This window comes from Pasteurella pantherarum (assembly GCF_049670885.1).
Taxonomy (GTDB): Bacteria; Pseudomonadota; Gammaproteobacteria; order Enterobacterales; family Pasteurellaceae; genus Pasteurella.
This window is the reverse complement of record NZ_CP187173.1, coordinates 595,382-617,348: the sequence shown is the minus strand read 5'-3', so window position 1 is coordinate 617,348 and position 21,967 is coordinate 595,382. Positions and strand designations below refer to the sequence as shown.

At 38.4% G+C, this 21,967-nt stretch carries 17 protein-coding genes and 1 pseudogene; 5 read left to right on the top strand and 13 right to left on the bottom strand.

All coding sequences use genetic code 11. The features are described 5' to 3' along the window. Window positions 1–23: 23 nt before the first annotated feature. Window positions 24–1,067 carry an extracellular solute-binding protein gene (locus ACPEEM_RS02945; RefSeq protein ID WP_424407678.1) on the top strand — a complete coding sequence of 348 codons (1,044 nt, stop codon included), beginning with the start codon at window positions 24–26 and terminating at the stop codon, window positions 1,065–1,067. A gap of 101 nt (window positions 1,068–1,168) precedes the next feature. Continuing rightward, window positions 1,169–2,068, top strand: coding sequence for a cytidine deaminase (gene cdd, locus ACPEEM_RS02940; protein WP_424403800.1), 900 nt, complete (start codon window positions 1,169–1,171; stop codon window positions 2,066–2,068). Between the two features lie 94 nt (window positions 2,069–2,162). Here the strand turns inward: cdd and ACPEEM_RS02935 are convergent, their stop codons facing one another. From ACPEEM_RS02935 to ACPEEM_RS02915, 5 genes are read right to left on the bottom strand one after another with little or no spacing between them, the layout of a single operon-like run. Further along, complete coding sequence (locus tag ACPEEM_RS02935) at window positions 2,163–2,573, bottom strand: ExbD/TolR family protein (RefSeq protein WP_424403802.1); 411 nt, start codon at window positions 2,571–2,573, stop codon at window positions 2,163–2,165. Between the two features lie 3 nt (window positions 2,574–2,576). Beyond that, window positions 2,577–3,239 carry a MotA/TolQ/ExbB proton channel family protein gene (locus tag ACPEEM_RS02930; protein WP_424407676.1) on the bottom strand — a complete coding sequence of 221 codons (663 nt, stop codon included), beginning with the start codon at window positions 3,237–3,239 and terminating at the stop codon, window positions 2,577–2,579. A 28-nt stretch (window positions 3,240–3,267) separates the two neighbouring features. Next, complete coding sequence (locus ACPEEM_RS02925) at window positions 3,268–4,029, bottom strand: energy transducer TonB (RefSeq protein ID WP_424407674.1); 762 nt, start codon at window positions 4,027–4,029, stop codon at window positions 3,268–3,270. Window positions 4,030–4,062: 33 nt separating this feature from the next. After that, complete coding sequence (locus ACPEEM_RS02920; RefSeq protein ID WP_424407672.1) at window positions 4,063–6,858, bottom strand: lactoferrin/transferrin family TonB-dependent receptor; 2,796 nt, start codon at window positions 6,856–6,858, stop codon at window positions 4,063–4,065. Window positions 6,859–6,879: 21 nt separating this feature from the next. After that, complete coding sequence (locus ACPEEM_RS02915) at window positions 6,880–8,697, bottom strand: transferrin-binding protein-like solute binding protein (protein WP_424407670.1); 1,818 nt, start codon at window positions 8,695–8,697, stop codon at window positions 6,880–6,882. A gap of 471 nt (window positions 8,698–9,168) precedes the next feature. On the opposite strand from ACPEEM_RS02915, the gene ACPEEM_RS02910 reads away from it, so the two are divergent. After that, entirely contained in the window at window positions 9,169–10,647 is a 1,479-nt protein-coding gene (locus tag ACPEEM_RS02910) for a surface lipoprotein assembly modifier (RefSeq protein ID WP_424407668.1), read from the top strand. On the opposite strand, the gene ACPEEM_RS02905 is transcribed toward ACPEEM_RS02910, so the two are convergent. Then, complete coding sequence (locus tag ACPEEM_RS02905) at window positions 10,622–10,900, bottom strand: hypothetical protein (protein WP_424407666.1); 279 nt, start codon at window positions 10,898–10,900, stop codon at window positions 10,622–10,624. The two genes, ACPEEM_RS02910 and ACPEEM_RS02905, sit on opposite strands and share 26 nt — an antisense overlap. A gap of 220 nt (window positions 10,901–11,120) precedes the next feature. On the opposite strand from ACPEEM_RS02905, the gene ACPEEM_RS02900 reads away from it, so the two are divergent. After that, window positions 11,121–11,447 carry a hypothetical protein gene (locus ACPEEM_RS02900; RefSeq protein ID WP_424407665.1) on the top strand — a complete coding sequence of 109 codons (327 nt, stop codon included), beginning with the start codon at window positions 11,121–11,123 and terminating at the stop codon, window positions 11,445–11,447. 951 nt (window positions 11,448–12,398) lie between these two features. On the opposite strand, the gene ACPEEM_RS02895 is transcribed toward ACPEEM_RS02900, so the two are convergent. Continuing rightward, a complete protein-coding gene (locus ACPEEM_RS02895) occupies window positions 12,399–14,507 on the bottom strand; it encodes an AAA family ATPase (RefSeq protein WP_424407663.1) in 2,109 nt (702 codons plus the stop codon). 141 nt (window positions 14,508–14,648) lie between these two features. Here ACPEEM_RS02895 and ACPEEM_RS02890 point away from each other — a divergent pair. Next, a pseudogene (locus ACPEEM_RS02890) lies at window positions 14,649–15,098 on the top strand (5' nucleotidase, NT5C type); the annotation flags it as partial. A gap of 927 nt (window positions 15,099–16,025) precedes the next feature. On the opposite strand, the gene ACPEEM_RS02885 reads toward ACPEEM_RS02890, so the two are convergent. From ACPEEM_RS02885 to ureE, 6 genes are all read right to left on the bottom strand, one after another. Then, complete coding sequence (locus tag ACPEEM_RS02885) at window positions 16,026–18,311, bottom strand: DUF262 domain-containing protein (RefSeq protein WP_424407661.1); 2,286 nt, start codon at window positions 18,309–18,311, stop codon at window positions 16,026–16,028. An 11-nt stretch (window positions 18,312–18,322) separates the two neighbouring features. Then, complete coding sequence (locus ACPEEM_RS02880; protein ID WP_424405993.1) at window positions 18,323–19,063, bottom strand: PP2C family protein-serine/threonine phosphatase; 741 nt, start codon at window positions 19,061–19,063, stop codon at window positions 18,323–18,325. Window positions 19,064–19,139: 76 nt separating this feature from the next. Beyond that, entirely contained in the window at window positions 19,140–19,940 is an 801-nt protein-coding gene (locus ACPEEM_RS02875; protein WP_424405995.1) for an urease accessory protein UreD, read from the bottom strand. Between the two features lie 52 nt (window positions 19,941–19,992). Then, window positions 19,993–20,628 (bottom strand): urease accessory protein UreG, encoded by a 636-nt coding sequence (gene ureG / locus ACPEEM_RS02870; protein WP_424407659.1) that lies wholly within the window; start codon window positions 20,626–20,628, stop codon window positions 19,993–19,995. Between the two features lie 71 nt (window positions 20,629–20,699). After that, entirely contained in the window at window positions 20,700–21,410 is a 711-nt protein-coding gene (locus ACPEEM_RS02865; protein WP_424407657.1) for an urease accessory protein UreF, read from the bottom strand. Then, window positions 21,395–21,958, bottom strand: coding sequence for an urease accessory protein UreE (gene ureE, locus ACPEEM_RS02860; protein WP_424405997.1), 564 nt, complete (start codon window positions 21,956–21,958; stop codon window positions 21,395–21,397). The genes ACPEEM_RS02865 and ureE overlap by 16 nt, the downstream gene beginning before the upstream one ends. Window positions 21,959–21,967 lie beyond the last annotated feature (9 nt).

Sequence of the window (21,967 nt, the reverse complement as noted above, 5' to 3'; positions counted from 1 at the left end):
CCCTTTTTTGGGAGTTTATCTTAATGAAAAAATTAACTGGCATTTTAACTGCTGGAATGATGATGCTGGGCGTCTCTAGTCACGCAAGCGCAGCTAACGAAGTGTATCTTTATACTTGGACAGAATATGTTCCAGAAGGACTATTAGACGAATTTACTAAGCAAACAGGCATCAAAGTCATTGTTTCAAGTCTTGAATCCAATGAAACCATGTACGCCAAGCTCAAAACCTTAGGTCATAATGGCGGCTATGATGTGATTGCACCAACGAGCTATTTTGTGTCAAAAATGGCACGTGAAGGCATGTTAAAACCTTTAGATCACAGTAAATTGCCTGTGATCAAGGAACTTGACCCTAATATGCTAGACCGTCCTTATGACAAAGGTAATAAATATTCTTTACCCCAATTATTTGGTGCAACAGGTATTGCTTATAACACCACCAGTCAGGATCCTAATAAATTCCAATCTTGGAGGGATTTATGGCATGCGGACTTCAAAGGCAAGCTACAAATGTTAGATGACCCTCGCGAATTATTTAATATCGCCCTTCTCAAAATGGGGAAAGACCCGAATACGCAAGATCCTGCCGTATTAAAAGAAGCCTATGAAGAACTTTTAAAACTTCGTCCAAATATTCTCTCTTTTAATTCCGATAATCCTGCGAGCAACTTTATTTCTGGTGAAACAGAAATCGGTCTGCTCTGGAATGGCTCAGTGCGGATTGCGAAAAACGAAGGTGCGTCGGTGGAAATGGTTTATCCAAAAGAAGGAACCATGCTATGGATTGATAACCTAGCCATTCCTGCTAATGCTAAAAATACCGAAAATGCTTACAAATTAATTAACTATTTGCTCAGTGCTGATGTATCTGAAAAATTGACCTTAAATATCGGCTATCCGACGTCAAATTTAGAAGCCTTAAAACGCTTACCTAAATCCTTGACGAGTGATCACGCCACCTTTTTAACCCAAGAGGTGATTAATCGTAGCCAATGGCAAGTTGATGTGGATAACGCCATTGATTTATACGAAAGTTACTATCAAAAGCTCAAGGCGGCGAAATAGTCGGCAACCGTTGATTTTCATCACAAAAAGATCTTCTTCATGAAGATCTTTTTTATGTTCTGCTTTAAGATAGGCGGATTCATTTAGATGAGGAGAATCAAATGAGCAGCCCTATTTCCGAAAAATTAAGACATAAAATCCCGTTGATTGAGCCAGAAGCCTTAGGGCATGATGTCTGGCATATTTTAGCAGAACAACATTTTAAGGGTGTATTACCGCCAACTGCGGTCAAACATCTTTGTGAAAAATATCAACTCACGCCACAAGCATTTGCATTAAAATTGTTACCGATGAGTACGGCTTATTCTCACGCCCCAATTTCAGAATACCATGTAGGGGCAATTGCCATCGGCGTGAGCGGTCATTTCTATTTTGGTGCCAATTTAGAATTTACACAGACCCATATTCAGCAAACCGTGCATGCAGAACAAAGTGCGATTTCTCACGCTTGGATGAATAAAGAACGTGCCATTACCGATGTGGTCGTAAATTACACGCCATGTGGTCATTGCCGCCAATTTATGAATGAATTAAAAACCGCACCAGAATTAAAGGTGCATTTGCCACATAGCCAAAATAACTTGTTACACGATTATCTGCCCGATTCTTTTGGGCCTGCCCATCTTGATATCAGTCACTATTTATTGGACGAACATGATAATCAGCTGACATACCCAACTGAAGATCCTCTAGTTTTAAGTGCATTGGAAGCCGCAAACGCAGCTCACGCCCCTTATTCCAAGGCATATCATGGTGTTGCAATTGAAACCTACGATAAACGCATTTATCAAGGTAGCTATGCTGAAAATGTCGCTTTTAACCCGAGCTTACCTGCCTTACAAGTGGCTATCAATCATTTATTATTAAGTGGGGACAGCCTAGATAACATACGCCATATTGTGATGATTGAAAAAGCAAGCCCATTAAGTTACCGAAAAATGAGCGAAGCCTTATTAGAGGGGCTATTAGGCAGCTATTCCTTCGAATACATTTTGCTATAACAAGCCGAAAACTTTTTTAAAAAGTACCGCACTTTTCAGCACATAAAAAAGAGCAAGTCCATAAACTTGCTCTTTTTATCATAAGGTTTCAGGATTACTTGCTCACTTCTGTGACAAAACCGATTTTCTTCAACCCAGCTTCTTGTGCTAATTCTAGCACTTTCACCACATTGCGATATTCCACCGCCACATCAGCAGAAATCGCCACCACCACATCTTTATCTTCATTAAATTGCGTGGTGAAGGCGTTTTTTAGTTCCTCTTCATTCACCATTTGTTCACCTAAATAGGTGCCCGATAAATTAATGGCAACACGCATAATTTTTTTAGGTTCTGCTTTTTGTTCCATATTTGCCGTGGGCAACTCAAGCTGAATAGATTGCGTTAAGACAGGCATCGTAATCATGAAAACAATTAGCAGAACTAGCATCACATCAACCAGTGGCGTCACATTAATGTCTGACATTACGCCTTCTGATTCTTTATCAAATGAACCAAATGCCATGCCTTACTCTCCTTTTTTATTTAATAAATAGACATAGATATCATGTGCAAATGCATCAAGATCTTGTGAAAGATTGCGATTTAAACGTGAAAGCGTGTTGTAGGCTAACACGGCAGGAATCGCCACAAAAAGCCCCATGGCAGTGGCAACCAATGCCTCACCAATCGGTGCAGACACAGTAGCAATACTCACCTGACCTTGCTGACTGATGTCCATCAATGCATTAAAAATCCCCCATACCGTACCGAATAAACCAATAAAAGGTGCCACTGCACCAATAGAGGCTAATGCAACCAACCCACCATCGAACTGACGTAAAGTTTGGCTTAAAGCATGGCGGATATTGAGGGTTAAATAATCTTTTAAGGCTAAGTGAGAATGCAACCCTTGGGTTTTTTGTTCTTGATAACGATGGTAAGAAGGCAATACCCCTTTTAAAACGGACGCCACCACAGAAGGGTCTTTTGCCATCTCCGCTTCAGCTTGTTGGATAGTTTCTGCCGCCCAAAAACGAGCCAAGGTGCGTTTATTCCGTTTTTTCACATTCATCATTTTCAACGCACGAATACAAATAATGCTCCAAGAAATTATACTCATTAACACTAAAATCGAAAAAGATGTTGCTAATACAATGTCTTGTTGCTCAAAAATATGGATTAAATTCATACAATAAAACCTCTAAAAAATAAAAAAACTACGCGGCTGCACCGCACTTAAATACAATGTTAAAACTCACCGACCCTACAACAGCCTTGCCGTTTTGTTTTGCTGGGCTGTAAATATGAGACGACGCCATGCGTTTTGCTTGATTATCTAAACGCTTAATTCCAGAAGAAGAAATAATGTCCACTTGGCTAGCCTTACCCGTTTCTGAAATAATGACTTTCAAGCCTACTTTACCCGCATCATCCGCTTCATTAGAAATATCCGAGCATTGTCCTTTCATAGAACGCCCATAACCTGCCCCTAATGCGGCACTGGTTGCGGCATTGCCTTGTGTGGAGGTGCTCGTTGGTGAACCATTCGGATTACCAATTGGCTGATTATTGCCCGCAAGTGCGGTGCTTTTTTCAGATTTTTTCTCTTTACTCTGCACTTTCTTTTCTACTTTCTTTTCCACTTTTTTCGGCTTTGGTTTTGGCTTAGGTGGTGCGGGTTTTGGTTTTTCAAGTTCTGGTGTCGGTTCTGGCTTAACAATGTCCGCCACTTCCTCATTGACCTGCGTGGAGACAATCTCTTCAACAGGTGGTGGAGAGTCTGGTGGGGTTTCAGGTTCTGGCTCAGGAGCAGAGGGGGCTTCCACCCCCAACGCAACCTCGACCATTTGTAAATTCCCGAGTGTCTCTTCAAATTCATAATCATTTTGCAAGGTGATCGTTGATAAGCCCCACGCTAATAAGAGATGAACACAAGCGACACTCAACACAACAATAAAAGAATGAAGTCTATTTTTCATTATTAACAACCTATATCAATAACAATGGCTCACTTAAAACTTCATTTCTAATGACAAGGTAAAATTTCTACCTGGTGCGGCATAACGTGCGTAGTTACCGACATCATGATGCCTGTGAATTGAAGTACTGGAGGATTGACGAACGGCTTCCCAAGTCACATAACGATAATTCATTAAATTATAAATGCCCGCACGTAATGTTAAAAAATCTTTGATATTCACATGGCCGATAACATCGACAATATACCAAGATCTTGCTGTTTGATCGGCGGCATTGACGGTTTCAACTCGGTTCTTCACATAATTGAATCGCTTGCTTTGCACTTCATTTGGATTTTTCGCTTTCGAGTAAGTTAAGGTCGCATTAATTCCCCATTTATCATTAGGATCATCATAACCTAAGCCCACAATATAACGAGAAGGCTGCACCGCATCAAAAATATACGAGCGAATATCCGTAAGTTTTGGATTATTCACAATACGTTTTGGTTTAATACGATTATAAGCAAGGGTGCTATAAAGACCTTCTGGCAATTTGTCATAAACGCCGTTCCAATCAATTTTGCCCACAACATTGATGCCTTTCAAATCCACATCTTGGGCATTATGATAGCCGTAATTACTAAGTAGCTGTCCTGGGCGAATTTCATCAGCCACGGTGATCAGCCCTTCATAACGGTTATTGAAATAGCTCACTTCAAGATGACCAAAATCCCCTTTGAGTGCCACACCGATTTCTCGGTTCAGGGCACGTTCAGGATCAAGATCAGATACATAGCTGGTGTTTTCACCTTGTACTAAGCCGGGAATACGATAACCAAATAATTCCTGAAAACTCGGTACTCTAAACCCACTTGAAGCACGATATGAGAAGGCAAGATATTTTGTTGGTTTCAGTGTAATACCTAAATTCCATGAGTAAGTCTCATAATCTTCACTGGCTGTCCATGCATCATCTGAATGGAAATGATGCCAGTCATAACGCCCGCCTAAACTCAAATCAACATATTTATTCAAGGCAATATTATCGCGTAAGGCAACGAATTTATTATGCCCCGTGATCAAGCGTTTCTTACAACTGTATGTTGAGCGTGCGATCAAACATAAATCTTGATGAACAATGCTGGCGGATTTCAATTCATACACATAAGGATTGTCATAATAGCCCCTTCCACCAAGTGGTAACCAATCGAACTTCGCAAATTCATTAAAATAATCACCGCGATTGAGATAGGACTTAAATTTATCCACCCCTAACAACACATTAAACTTATGCTTAGAGGTTAGGATATTGACATGTTTATCAAAAGAGGCTTTCACCAAGTGGTGTTCTTCGGTGTATTTATTACGCTCAGAATCATAATAAGACCAAGGCTTATCTAATGAAGGGCGGCAGTATTTATCTACCGTTGGGTATTCTGAACAATAGCGATTGTGCGTTAAAGTATTTAACACGATTTTTTGATAGTCATAGCTTAAATCGGCTAGATTAAATAAGCGGTTATCATCGCCACGGTATCGATAGACAATCCCTTGTCGTTTTTTGCTGTGGGTTTCATCATGAAAACGTGTTCTACTCCAGCGTAGTCCGATTTTTCGGTCAATTGATGCCCCATCTAGCAAAGTTTGGTTCGGACCATACACCCCTTGGCTATTAATGAACCGTGTTTTTTCTGACCCACTATAATAGGCTTTCACGCCCATATCTTGGATGTCATATTTTTGTGTCGTATGCTCTAACACCGCTCCCAAATAATGGCGATCATCAAAATGATAACCCAACTTAGCTAACCAAGATTCTGTTTTGTAATCCATAGGATCGGGCATTACACGATCATCCCCCGTGTATTCCCTCGCACTTAAGGTTTCTTTTAGATGTGGAATTTTCGCAATCTCTGCCTGCTCTTCTGGCGTAAAAGGAGTAGTTCGACTATCACCATAACGAAAATGGCTGTCTGTAACATGTACATAAGCTCGTGGTGCACATTGCACGTCCCCACATGCCCCTTTTATGACAAACCATTCTGCACTCTTTTTATTCGGTTCTGCTCTGAAATCATAAATATTTTCATAAACGCCTAAACGGGTTACACGGTAATTGGTGGTATTAATGGCGTCTTTATGCACATGGGTTTCTTCCCCTTTTTTATGGGTATACTGCACCAAGCCTTCAAAATGATTTTGACGTGCCGCAAAACCAATGGAATGTGTATATTGTTTATTTTTACTGCTATATGCCGATTTTGTGCTTAAGCCCCAAGTTTTCCCTTCTTTAATTAAATCAGCGGGTTCTTTGGTTCGAAAGCCAATCGCCCCCCCTAATGAGCCGCTGCCGTATTCCGCTGAACTTGCCCCTTTACTGATTTCAACAGAAGCAATGTTCTCATTTTCCACTTCATTAATTGAGCCACCGCCTTGTCTTGCACGTGAATTATTCCCCTGTACCACATAAGATTGTGCCTGAGGAATGCCATCAACAAACAATGCCACACGGTTTTTATCCACGCCTCGAATCGCATAACCTGCAGATCCCCCTCGGCCTTGCTCCACCACCGTCACGCCTGGGTCATAACGAACTAAATCACGAATACCGAGCACTTGCTCTTTATCAATCACCTCACGATTTTTCACCACTTTACCTAGCCCAGTCACTTCATTATCTTTACGGGTGGCTTTTTTCTTGCCAACCACATAAACATCACTTAACTGTTGCGTGCCTGTCGCCGAGGCATCTGCCCACGCTTGATAAGGTAAAACGGGATAAACAAAAATCGCCAAATAAATTGCTGAATAAACAAACGGTTTAGATTTATTATTTTTACTACGCATTATGTCATTCCTTATTTTTTATTATTTCTTTGTATCCACTTTTTTTGCCCCATAAACCACGCCGACTTTTTCATGTACTCCTTCGCCAACTTCTTGCTGATGAGCAAAGGATCCGCCCAATTCAGATGCATCTAGTCCGTAAAAATAGCCTGACGTGTCTGCTGTAAATTTCATGACATCGCTTGATCCCCCTTGGTTACCAGGGTCTAAGTGAATGCCATAAGCACTGTTTGCGGTTGCTGTCCCTTTGAAAGATGCTCCTGTAATGCTTGCTTGAATATCCACTGCTGGTAAACTTTCAGCATCTTCTTTCCGCCACAATTTGCCAGTTAAAGTTTTCTGATCAAAATCGGCAGTAAATGCAGAACGGTTACCAATACGTTTGCCGTCATTCGTGGAAAGATCATCAGGTCTGACGGTCTGCACCACATTGCCTCGATTCACAAGGACACCGAACCAAGATCCCTCATAATTCACTTTGCCTGTTTTCGGAATATTTCGTTCAGGACTGACCGCACCTTGGATAAACACACTTTTGCCTAACGGGTTTGGCATTTTTTGGCTTTCGTCTCCCTCTTCATCATCTTCGTAGTCCACATAATCTTCAAATCCCTCTTGGCTCGGACTCTTATGATCCATTAAACCAAACTTCACATAATTTAAATCGCCACAGCAAATGGTCACCGTTACCTCATCAGAATCAGCCTCTTCACCTAATTTCACCGTTCTCGTCGTGGTAAAGCCTGGATTTTCGCCACGCAATAAAGAAATGCTCTGATCATCAAGTAATAATTTATTGATGTTGCCATAGCTCTTTAACTCAAGGGGTTTAAAATCTTCTTTTGCATCCACATTAATGCGTAAAGCTTGTGTGAGCATTTTCAGATCCTTTTCATCATGTTTTGCGGCAAACACCACAAACCCACGACGATGATTCGTTAAAAAATGCCCAGCTAATTCTTCGCCATTATGCCCCGCAAATGTCCCTTGTAGGTTATTTGCATGATCACCTAAATAAGGATCCGTTACGTCAGAGGCAGTGGCTTTGCCGCTAAAACGAGTACCTTTAATTGCCGCTTCAATTTTATAATTTTCGATTGGTCCGAAAATACGAGCATTACGTAATAAGGTGCCTGTTAATTTTTTATTATCAAAATCTGCAACAAACGTACTTTCATATTTCGAATCGCTATATCCCGAATTAGCACTAAAATCATTGCCATAACCCACATAATCAGAATATCCCTTAACGGATCTCCCGTTTCTATCTCGATCGACATCGGTTAAAAATTCCCATATCCCTTTATAGGTAATCTGTCCTTTTAAGGTTAATTCCGTAGTGGGATTTTCCACATAATAATGTAGTGTTCCTGTATGCCCGATACGATAAACATGGGGGGTAAATTTCTGACCTTCTGTTTCTAAGTTATTGTTTGAATTGTAATTTTCAAAACCAATGCTTAAATGTTGAAAGTCCCTGTTTGGTTTGAAATCACGTTCTGTGATGGGTTTAATATCGGCAAGATTAATGGCAACATATTCTTCAGCTTCCCCGACTTTTCCATTTTTAACAGGGTACAGAGAACCGTCTTTCATATGTCTGGCTTGATTTCTTCTGAGTATTGCAATTTCATAGCCGGGTGCGGTCATGGCTTGAGAGTCTGATGGATTTTGATTGTGAGGATCAACTTGTGGCGTGTAGGTTCTAATGATTTTTTTCGGTTCAGGATCATCATCTTTCACTACCGTATTGGTATCAAATCCCCCTTTTCCGCCTGCACAAGCCGTTAACATCAATGAAACCAATATGGCTAATTGATTTTTTCTTAATAAATCCATTCCGCTCTCCCTCGTCTTAAAATAAAAATGATTATCATATAATATACTTAAATGATAATTATTTGTAAATATGAGTATTTTCAGTCTCACGAATTGGTTTTATTTTCCTCATCATTGATTGATTAGAACGTTAATGAAAATAAGGCAGAAAAAATCACGGGATACTCCTCCGATTAGTATCACCTCAGTTGGAAAAAATCCTTTTTCAACATGATTAACATGTTATTTAATATCAAATTATTAAAAGGAAAGGTTCATCACATTTCAACAACGCTTTCCCCATATGTCGCCTATTCTTCCTTGTATTTTTTATTTTAAGTTGAATTGATTCAGTTTTTTTGTTTATATGAAACCAATAAAAAACACGCATGCTTAAATTGACTCTGTGTTTCAATCTCCCCCGCTTTACTTTAAATAAGACGTATTCTCATATATAATGAAAAACTATTTTTGTGTGACGGAAAAAATAAGATGAACAGAAAATTAATTTATCCTGTATTATTTTTGAGCTTATCAAGCTTGGCTCATGCTCAAACGCCAATCAATGATCAGCAAGTAAGAGAAAAAATTAATGAACGCTTAAATGATCAACGTATCCAAGACCGACCAGCGACACCTCTGCAAACGCAAGCACCACGATGGGAACAACCTGTCAAAAATCAACCTGCAGAAAAAACCCTCCAGATTTCCAAAGAAGAATTAGTGAAATATCCTAGCCTCGTTATTCGAGCTCTTCTGCCTGCAATGGCACAAAATAATGCCGATCATGTCGCCTTGTTATTGCCGATTTATCGACAAGTACCCAGTCAATATCATGACCCGATATTATTAAAATGGGGAGAGGCGATTTTAGCCCGTAAAGCGTATAAACATGGTGAGGCAATTCGCTTATATCGCCAATTATTAGCTGAAAAATCCGATCTTGTCATTGTTCGCCTACAACTTGCCGTCGCCTTATTTGAAAATAACGAGCTTGATGCCGCAGAAAATCAGTTCCAAAAATTAGGGGCAGAACCCCTAATTCCAGAACTCCACTCATTAGTTCAGTCATATCAACAAGCGATTCAGCGACGCAATCGTTGGTCATTAAACGGTGGGGCAACCTATTTATATGATCCGAATATTAATAATGCACCTAAAACAGGCACTCGCATTGGCAATTGGACTGGACCTGAGGCAGAATCTGCCAGTGGCATTGGTGTGAATTTAAACATCGGTAAAAAATGGAGCTGGGGAAATGGCTTTTTTAACGAGCTTCGTTTAGAAGGTAGCGGAAAATATTATTGGGATAATAAAAAATATAATGAAGCACGAGGCAAAGCCAGTATCGGCATTGGCTTCCAAAATGTGAAAGGTAGCCTTACCCTGTTGCCTTTCATGGAGCAAGTGATCTATGCAGGCGGTTCAAAACAAAGTGATACCTTAAAACGCTTTTCCAAATCCCATGGGATTACCCTTGAAGCGGATTATTGGATCACCCCAAAATGGCAGTTCAATCACAGTTATGAATACAGCGATCAAACCTATGTCACCCGCAAACATTTAAATGGACATAGCCACTTTATCTCGGCAGGCATCACCTATTTAGCCAATGCCAAACAGTATTGGTTTGCCAACCTCAACTTTAATGATACTTACACAAGAGATCCTGACGATAGCTTTATTCGTCGAGGTGCCGTGATTGGTTGGGGGCAAGAATGGGGAAAAGGCTTATCTACCCGTCTTTCCCTAAGTTATGCCAAAAAACATTACAAAGGCCCGATGATTATCTTCTTAACCACTCAACGTAACCAAGAATATGGCGTGAATGTGAGTGTTTGGCACCGTGCAATTCACTACTTAGGTGTCACCCCTCGCTTAACCTATAGTTATAACAAAGTGAAAAGTAATCATGTTTTCTCAACCTATGATAAACACCGTGCCTTTATTGAATTGAGCAAACGTTTTTAATACCAGTACCTATCACCACAAATTTAGGGGGCATGCATCGCCCCCTATATTTTCCTTTCCCGATATTCAAAACTTTTTCAAAATGCACCGCACTTATCACTTTCCTTTTGATGAGTCTATAATAAGTTGGAATACCACAAGTCGTGCTTAAATCCGCACTACCGAGCAGCACTAGCCCCACTTCAAATGCCTTTTCCGCCCGAATATGCATAGATAATTGTAAAATGGCAAATTCTGCTTCATTCAGTTCCAAATATCGCTACATTCTATGCAAAAGGCGTGAATCCCTCTCCAAGATAAATGCTTGAAATGATTAAATTCCTTGCCATCATTTTGGGTGACGAGGAATTTTTATTATTGGTCTAATGAGTAAAGATTTTTCCTTGATATGATAATAATAATTGTTATCATTAATAATGATAGTGATAAGTTACCAAGCTAGGATTAAATCGGTTTTTAATAGGAGAATTCTTATGATCGAAATCAAAAATAGTTGTTATTTATACCCTGTTTCAGGGGGTGACTACAGGCTAAATGAGTATCTTTTTGGACCTTATTGTCCTATTTGTAACGGGAATGAGGATGATGTAGGTAATAGACCTGTTGTTAATTTTAGTGATTGGGGAGGAAAGTATGCAGGTGCATTTTCTGTTCTTGGCTCAAGACTTGGGTTTCGTGGAGCAGTAAGTGAATATATAGCAGGGAGCGTGATCGATGTGGTAGATTTTCAAAATTTAGGAGAAAATTATAAAGATAACGTTATGATGGAAATACGAAATGGAAATATTCCTAACGATTAATTATGAAAGATAGCAATGTATATACATGTGGAGTATTAATAGCAGTATTATTGATGCAATTATATCATAATTACATAGATATTTCTATAATATATAAATTACCAATAGATTTATTTATATTATTTTCTATACCATATTTATATAAAAAAATATATTATTGCCTCATAGATGCATATAAAAAACACTTCACAAAAAAGTAACCAATTATAATAAATGGAGAAATATCACCGCATGATGATTATTATGTTAGACTATTTTTCCATTTCTATTTATTTTCAATAAAGCTGTAATGAACAAAAGTGTGGAATATCCATTATATTTTTGAACGTTAACTGCTTTTATTATTCAAAACATCCTTTATAAACATCTTCTTACGCTTTTTACTTAAACCATTATAATTTATTAACTTCCTTTAAGCTCACTAAATAAACCTTCAAGTCTATTTGTCGTGTTTTCTATATGAAATTCTGGATAGTTTTCAAAGATAAATAATTCCCCATAGTATTTTAAGCTCCCCCTTATTTACCCTTTATATTTATAAGAAAAATAACCTATTTCATGACATTTTGATGACCAAAACACCAAACTCTCACCCAAATAAAGTGGTATCCATAATAGTTAAATGGGTGAAAATAGGCGGTTTTAAGGCGGTTTTAGGGGCTTTATCAATATGTCTTTGAATAGTTTTAACAGAGGCATTTATATTTTAAAGCGAGTTCTTTATATTCTGCGTAGGGCAGAAAGGACCGTTTTTTTCATATTTCAAAAAAGTGGCTTAAAGCCTTGTACTATAAAGGCTCCAAGCCACTTTTTAGCAACCATTTTGTCTATACTCCAATATTCAAAACTTTTTCAAAAAACACCGCACTTTCCAATACCTTCAAACACCCTTTGGGCAATGTTTCTGTCTTATTTCTTTTTGCTTAAGCCGAACTTTATACCCCAAGCAAGCTAAAACCCAATCGGGCGAGATTGATATCCTCGTTTCAGTGCCGATTCCTCTTTTAATGCCTCTAACCATTGTGCCGTCTGTGTAAAAGGACTAAAGCGGTGGCGACGTGCCACAAGTGCAAAATCACCGAGTGTCATATTTTTCATCTCTTGAAGGGCATGTAATGCTTCAAAATTGAGTGGGGCTAACCCTAAAATTTCTACTTGCTGTTGAGCCAGTTTTTCGATCTGTGCCGCCTGTAAATAATCAAAATGCAATTTTAAATCAAAACGACGCAATGCCGCAGGATCAAGCCCCGCCATTAAATTGGTCGAAACCACCATTAACCCCTCAAAACGTTCAATTTGAGTCAACATTTCATTCACACGGCTATGCTCCCAACTATGCTGCCCAGCTTCTCGTGCAAATAAAAACGTGTCCACTTCATCCAGCACTAACAAGCGATTTTCCTGTTTCGCTTGTTCAAACACTTTCGCAATTTTTTGCTCGGTTTCCCCCACATAAGGGCTCAATAAGTCCGATCCTTGACAGAGCAACAACGGCATATCTAATAACGTAGCTAACCATTCAGCCCAAGCCGTTTTCCCCGTGCCTGGCGGGCCGTAACAACAAATACGTCCCTGCTTCGATTTTCGCAACCCTTCGCTAATTTGGTGTAAATCCTGCCTACACGCCACATAATCAAGGGAATAATTGAGTTTTTGTGTAGGCATTGGGAAAGCTTTTTTATACCCTTGAGCCTGTAAAGTCTGGTTAAATATCGTCAACAATTTTTCAGAAACATTCAGCTGCGGATCTTGCTGTTTTAAATGCTTCACCACCTCAAGACCTTTTGTTAGCACTGCGGGGGATAAATTAGGGATCTGCGAAAAATAACGAATCTCTGCTTCTGATAATGTTTCCACCGCCTGCTCACGGATGAGCGTTTGCCGATAATGAATCGGTAATTGTGGCATTTCAAAAATGAGATCAAAACGGCGTAAATAAGCAGGATCAATCCCCTTCACCGAATTAGAAATCCAAATCATTGGCGTGCTGTTATTTTCTAAAAAATGGTTCACCCAAGCTTTGTGTTTTTGTGCAACCGACCGTTCAAAAAAGCCACTAGAAAACACATCCTCTACTTCATCAAAAATGATCAATGATTTTCGCCCTTTTAATAACATTTGAGCAAGATGGCAACGATTCAAACGCTTTTCACCATTAATCACCTCCCCGTCACTGTCTTCATGATGCAAAAAATAACAAGGAAGCGTTAAACTTTGTGCGAGCAAAATAGCCAATTCCGTTTTTCCCGTTCCCGGCAAACCGTAAAGTAGAATATTGACGCCTTTTTTCTGACAATGAACCGTCTCTTTCAAATAATCGAATAGCATATTTCGCATATCGCTAATATGTTCAAAATGGCTTAAGGTTAAAGAGGCATTTTGAGCAACCCTCAAGCATTTTGTTAAGAGCGTATCTTCGTTTAATTCAAATAATAAAAACTCATCGAGATCTAGGGTATCGCCCCATTCAATGTGATCATCAACATCAGAATAATAAGATCGACTTTTACCCATTAATCCATAACTTATTAATTTGTTTGTTTTACTCACCGCACTTATCACTTTCGTTTTTGATGTGTTTAATAAGCTGGCAATAATACGACAAGACGAGCTTAAATCCGCACTCCCGAGCAGCTCTAACCCCTCTTCAAGTGCCTTTTCTGCCCGAATATGCATAGATAATTGTAAAATGGCAAATTCTGTTTCATTCAGTTCCAAATATCGCTGCATTCTATGCAAATTGTCATAAGCGACTGCCAAATAATCAGGAATAATCAATGGAAGTGCTTTAATTTTTTGATAACGTGCTTTAAGTAACTTTGTGACTGTTGGCTTAATGGACTGAGTGCCAAACACACCTGATGCTTTGCTTGATGTTTCATCTGTTGTCACTAATAAATCATCTTCTTCAGGTAATCCCAAAGCACTCGCCAAATTATCAGAATAATAATCAGTATGTCTAACAAATTTCTTTAACTGGTTATGTTCAAATAAAATTTTTAAAATTAATTTTTCTGCATAAGGTGAAACCGTCGGTTTATTTAATTTAATTTCATGCATAAAACGTCTCCTATCCTGATCTACCACGCTATTTTAGAAAGCATTGCGACAATTTATGTCGCATGCGAAAGATAGGGCATTTCTTTTTATCCGCATAACTTTTACACTAATCACATCAAATAAATAGACAAGGAAAAGACGATGAACAAACCACTTTTATATATTGATATGGACAATGTGTTAGTTGATTTTCAATCTGGAATCGACCAATTACCGCAAGAAATACAAATCAAATATCAAGGCAGACTGGATGAAGTACCGACTATTTTTTCATTAATGAAACCAATGGAAAATGCCATTCGAAGTGTCTATATCCTCGCTAAACATTATGATATTTATATTCTTTCCACTTCGCCTTGGGGCAATCCGAGTGCGTGGATGGATAAGTTAAATTGGATCCAACATTATTTTGGTAAAGAAAAAGGCAGTTTGTTATATAAAAGGCTGATTCTCAGTCATCATAAACATTTAAATAAAGGGGACTACATTATTGATGATCGCACGGCAAATGGCGTGGATAAATTTGAAGGTGAACACATTCATTTTGGGTCTGAGCAATTCCCAAATTGGCAAACCGTCACTCAGTTTTTACTGAATCAAGCCAAACTACAAAGCATGCTTGATGAAACACGCATGCAAGAGGCACAAGCAGCAATAACACGCTTTTGGCAACGGGAAATTAATCATGAAAAAATTTTTTTAAAAACCACCGCACTTAATGAATTACACAGCCATGATGCCAAAAATATCCAGCACTTTTTGCAAACAGAATATCAATGCGATGCTTATCATTTATCAACGAACTACGGTGATTTTTATTGCATTGTGAATAAAAAGGATCACCCTGATTTTCATGACAGTATCTCCAAACTCAAAGCCCATTATACCGCCGAATATCTTGATTTTGCTCAAGATCGCAATCACATCTTATCTTCATTGTCCCAGTTCTTAGGCTTAGAAAATAAAACATTAAGCAGAAAAAAGGCGTTGCGAATCAACCGTTATGATGAACTTCCCGTATATCAAGCAGGCAATGTCATGGGGAAATGGGCACAAACAACCGCTATTAACCGCCTCAAACAACAACTGGACAAAATCGCCCTTCCTCCAACTACGCTTTTTGAAAAAGTGCAACAATGTTATCAACGCACTCCGTTGTTATTCAAAGATCATCAAGGGATTTTTCAAGCAAAAGAGGTGGCACTAATTTATCCACCACACCATCCGTTCTCCACAACCTTGAAGGTCGCCTTTCGCCAATTATCCCCTTCAGAAACACAATTTAACCAACTTGAAAATGGCACAAAAATCCTATTTTGTCATTTTGAACAAGGCATTAATTTATTTGATGATAACGAAACAACCATTGAGTTTACAAACCTCAACAAGGTAAGTGAAATATTGGAAATTTATCAGAAAGTTGATGGGGAATGGGTGAAAACAACACTCGAAAAATAAGACAAAAAATGCCCCGCTCTTTTTAAGAGCGGGGGAAGTATTTAGACATTTTCTTAATACCTAATTTTTGCCAAACAAGGTGAGAATTGCAGAAATTTCTAACCTCTCAAACCAAAATTTATACATCTCAAGCATACGCTTAGTCACAGCTTCGATAAACTTTCTAGACTTGTCCTCATTTCCCCACATCTTTTGAGAAAAACAAAAAGAGGTATAGTTATTAAGAAATAACTCTAGATTCTTTGATTTTTCCTTTAAATAATCTTCATCACTACTATCGGATTTAGAGCGATTTTCTGAGAAGGATAACGCCATTTGATTTCCGATACTATTTTGAAAAATTTTACAAAAATAAAGGTAGTCTCCATCGTACGTACGTCTGTCTAATTTTGCACTTGGTAAAATATGATCATAATCCCAAGGTCTATTATGAGCCTCCCATAAAAATTTATTGGTAGGATCAAAATCATCTACTCGAATAATACCATTTTCATCCTCTTTCTGAACAAATACCAGTAACTCTTGTAATAACCATATTTTGCTTAAGAATGAATAATATTCATTATTATTTTCTTGGGTAAGTAATTGAGACAAATAGCGGTATTCATCTCTATTTTCAGATTTCTTTTTAACTTCCTTTGAAAACTCATTAAAGCGACACAACATCCCACCTAAAATTCGTTTAAAATTATCCACATCAGGTATTTTAATCATATCATTAATATAATCCGAATTATTTATTTCAGAACTATCTATATTAGAAAATTCCTTTTTGATAAAAGTATAGGCATTTTTTATTAAAAATTTTAAAACACGATCTTTTTTATCAGAAAACCAATGAATATATAAAGAAAGTCCAATATACTTTTTAATTTCTGAAGATGTGAGAAAATCATCTTTCCTTCTATTTATTTTTACATCCTCAAATACTTTATCTGCAATTAACATCCAAAACAAATAAATATCCTGACTACGCCATATTATCGATGCTCTCAGATATTTAGGGATTCGATATTTATCTTTTTCATCACATTCATTATCATAATCTAAGATAAAGTTTTTATTTATAAATTCTATAATTTTCGCTAGTCTTCCACTTTTGAAAAGCTCACATATACTCTTTTTAAGAATGACATCATTTTCTTCATCAGATGTTAATATCTTCCTAATTTTTTCTATATTTAATCTTGCATAATTATCTATCTTTGAACTTTCATTATCATCAGTTTTAGTAATACTCAAAAATCTAATTGCTAATGAAACCATTCTCGCTTCCCCCATGATGAGTTGGGCATTATCAGATAGGTTTCTTAAATATTGTTCTATTTCTGGAAGATAGGATTTAATAATCGAATATTGCAGTTCTTCTTGATCAAGAGATGTTCCTTGGTTATTCACTCTGGTGAAAATCAGCTCTATATCTTCAATATTTTGTTCATTTCTAAAAAGCCAATAAGGAACGCTATAGTCTTGGAATGATTTTAATATTGGAAGTATATTTTTTATTTTATCTTTATATTTTTCAATGAGTTTAACATTTGGATCAGAATTTTTTTTATTAACAGCTTGATAAAAAAGGTCAATATACTCAAACCATTTATCTCGCTGAATTTTTTCAAAATCAAATCCATTTTTATGATCAAAATATTTAAAAAGAAACTTTACAGGAATAGGTAGCCCTGCTGATATAGGGTAATGAAAGTTATTTTTTATTTTTTCTTCTAATTCTTCTTTTATTTCTTGAAATTTATTAATATCACTATATGCCAATCTACTCGCATTTTCATCACTTCTATATCCCCATTTATGTGCAGAAGTTGTGAGTTTAAACATATATTCTTTTGTTGTATTTGTATCAGGGTTCTTCGGTTCTAAATCTAACCATAAGATAGAGGATGTATCTTCAGCATTGTCTAAATCAGGTAAATAAAATCCTAACGTAATGGCATTGACTCTTTGCTGCCCATCGATTAAATGTAAATAAATGTCCCCATTATTCTCTGACTTAGTATTTTCACTTTGCCCTACTATATAATTATCTGGCTTAATATTACTGGCGTAACGACCTCTTTTGTCACCTTGTCCCTCTATTCGATTAGTCAATAACAAACTCCCAATAGGATAGCCTTTGAATATGGAGTCCCACAATTTTTCTACTTGCTCTGCCTTCCAAACGCTCCCCCGTTGTAACGCAGGTAAGCTGACTTTGAAATGATGCTTACTATTCTCTTCTCTTACAACCTCTGTAGCTGGTTCCCAACTGGCGATATCTTTTAAGGACAGCGTACCAAATGATGATCTTTTTTCACCTATACTTTCATTTGTTTTTTTATCGTTTTTTTCCATTTTTATTTTCCTTAGTTGTTAAACAATAGCGTAATCACCGAAAAATCATCTCGTCTTTTTAGGCGTTTGGTATATTGTCTAAGTGCGGTGAGTTTTTCTTCGATTTTGTCGAATTTCTGCCAAATGGTGTGTCTGATGTGTTCGGGGATGTCGTCTGTTAATCCATCCGAACACAGTAAAAGAGAATCCCCTTTTTGTAATTGATATTGCTCGGTGAAAATACGGAAATCGGTTTCTTCGTGGTCTGCGATAAGTGCATCTGATAAGCCGTAATACATTGCGGCATATTCTGTGCGTTGATCTGGGTTTGGGGTGAGTTCGTTCAGTAAAATATGATCGTAGCTGAGTTGGATCCATTCGCCCATGGGGGTTATGCGATACGCTCGGCTATCGCCCACATTCATGATCAAACATTGTCCGTTGGGTGAGAGTTGAGCGGCGACAAAGGTGCAGCTTGAGCCGTAAATACGTTTACAATGTGCTTCACAAAATTGTTGATGTGTGGCTCTTAGCCATTGGGAATTGAGATGGTTACAAGCTTGCAATTTTTCCATAAAATAACGGCTTGCAAGCTCTGGGCGAGGACTGTTAGACACACCATCAGAAATGCCGATAATCAAATTTTCCTTTTCAATTTCAATCGTTTCTGACTTTTTTAGTACATATTGATAAACACGTTCACCATTAAAGAGTGCATCTTGATTACGTTTTTTCAGCGTCCCTGCTTGCTGACAGAAAGTGACTTTCCACATCGATTAATCCATTAGTAAGTGCGGTCATTTTTTTGAAAATTTCGATTTTTTAATGGAAATACAGCAAACTATCTTCCTAATTTTGTTTGAGTTTTAGACCGATGGTTTCAAATAGTTGTTGTATCGTCTCAGCACGATGGGCTAACACTCGTAGCATAAAACCGCCTTCATTTAATTGTGAAATTCCGATTAACATATTGCTCGGTTCACCGATCATGTCACGAATGTCTAAAACGTGCTGTTTTAATTCAGTCGTGGTGTTAGCTAAATTCAAGTAAAGCAATGACCCTTGGTGTGAATAGTCTTCCATTTGGCTCAATGCAGTGAGATTCATGGTTGCGGGGTGCCATTGAATGCAGTCAGAAACCAGCAATTTATTTTCTGTGGCAATTTTTAAATGGGAAGAAAAGTGTCTAAAGGCAAAGCGTTCATCATTTAATACTCGACCAATCGCCACCACTTCCCCATAAATAAGCTTGGCATTTTCCCCCATTTCAATCTGGGTTTTTTGCTTCAGTGCTGAATCTTTATGCAATACTAACGGATGTGGCAAGTAGAATAAACAACTATTTTTCGCTAACTGGATTTTTGTGATTTGTTCAGCAAAATGTGGGGCGTTCATGGCTTGTACTCGGGCAAATGCCTGTGTATGCAATGAAAGTGCGGTATCTTCTGCCAACGAAATTTGAATGTCTAAATAGTCTCCCCCTAATAATCCCGGTGAGGACGACATTTGCATCGCATTTAAACCATGCTGCCAAGGATCATCATAAACAGGTAAGGTCATTAATTTGAACGGGGGGGAGACGAAACAGTCGTTTAATTGACTTTTGCCATGCTCGCTTAACTTTGTGGAAAGGATTAATTTACTGTGCATACTAGACCATTGTTAGAGGGAAAAGAGGCGAGCCTCATGCCCGCCTGAGAGATTATCGAACTAAAGCAGCGGGTTCTTCCACGTCTTTGAGTAAGGCATATTTTTCGATCCAACCAATGACACCATCGAGATTTTCTTTTTTCATTAAATTGGTGAAGATAAAAGGTTGACCACGACGCATACGGCGTGCATCACGTTCCATCACGCTGAGATCAGCCCCCACGAACGACGCTAAATCCGTTTTGTTGATCACTAAGAGATCCGAACGTGTGATACCTGGTCCACCTTTACGAGGAATTTTTTCACCTTGTGCGACATCAATCACGAAAATCGTGACATCTGCCAAATCAGGGCTGAAGGTTGCGGAAAGATTATCACCACCCGATTCAATAAACACGAGCTCCACATCTGGGAAACGTGCCACCATTTCATCAACCGCTTCCAAGTTCATTGATGCATCTTCACGAATTGCTGTATGTGGACAACCGCCTGTTTCTACCCCCATGATGCGTTCTGGTGGTAATAAACTGTTTTTTGTTAAAAATTCCGCATCTTCTTGGGTATAAATATCATTTGTGATCACTGCCACACTGTATTTATTGGCAATTTCACGTGTTAAGCGTTCAATTAACGCTGTTTTGCCAGCCCCCACTGGGCCTGCCACACCAATTTTAATGTATTTACGCATTTGTGTTCCTTTTATTTGAGCAAGTTGATTATCCTCGCTCAGATCATGTGTTGAGAATTATTGTGTCTATTTTAAGACATATATAATCTTGTATAGAGCTGCTCATGTTGCATCGAGCGAATGTCATTCGCCAATGTTGCTGCACCTAACCATTCAAGATCAGGATTTAAACTTTTTTCGACCGCACTGGCGATAGGTTGACGTAATGCAAATAAAATATCTTGTCCATCCATTTGGCTCAAGGGAATGAGTTTGACCCCATTCGTCACTGCCCCAACTGCCGCATTGTAATAGAATGCATAAAGGGCTTCTGCTTTCTCTAATTGCATGGCACTTGCCACCATGCCAAATACGACAGGAAAAAAGCCTTTCGTTTGTTGAGCTGTAATGGCTTGTTGAAATGCATGCAATAACGGATGATTTTCATAACGGATAAAAATCTTTAGCAAACGAACGCCCAGTTTATAACTGCCTTCACGGCTTTCTCGGGCAATTTTTGTTGCCACCAGTTCCTGATCAAGCTCAAGCAAGCGAGCAAGATCATGCTGTTTCATGGCATCAAAGGCTAAAGATAAATAAGCTCCATCGTTATAAATCCAGTTTTGTAATAATTGGGTTTGCACATATTCTTCAAGGCTCGCTTTCGTCATGACTTTTCCTTGCTGAACAAAAGTTTCTAGCCCGTTGGAATGGTTAAATCCCCCAATTGGCAAAGTGGGATCCACAAGATGCAACAACGCACCAAGCTGTGCCAAGCGAGAAAAATCTAGTGCTTGTGCCAATTGCCATCTCCATGATGGTGATAGCCATGGTGATCATGACTATGGGAATGTCCGTGAGAATGACCATGACCTTGTGCAGAATTAGCACGCAAAGCTTGACTTAAACGGCGTTCGGCTTTCTGTGGTTCAAAACCCGCAGCTTGTAGCCATTCGAACATCGGTTTGTCGTAAGGCAATGTGACTTCATCACCATCTAAAAAGAGTGGCGAATGTTTATTACCAATTTCATAACAAGCACGTGCCATTTCAGGCAAGGTTTTTGGCGACAGCACAATCACTTCGCTTGGTAAAATCTCAATGGCGATCACTAATTCATCACTGATAAACACCACATCATCGTGCTTTAAACGTTGCCCTTCTTTTAACAAACGAAAGGCAATTTCACGCCCCGATTGTGTCGGCTTACGCAAAATATTTCGTTCACTTTCATACCAGTGTAAAGGCACATATTCAATTTTTTGATTGGTAATTTTTCCAGCCTCACGAAGTGCGGTCAAATTTCCTAAAATTTCTTCCATAATTGGAAGGATTGGATTCAGTATTTTCATTCTTAATTT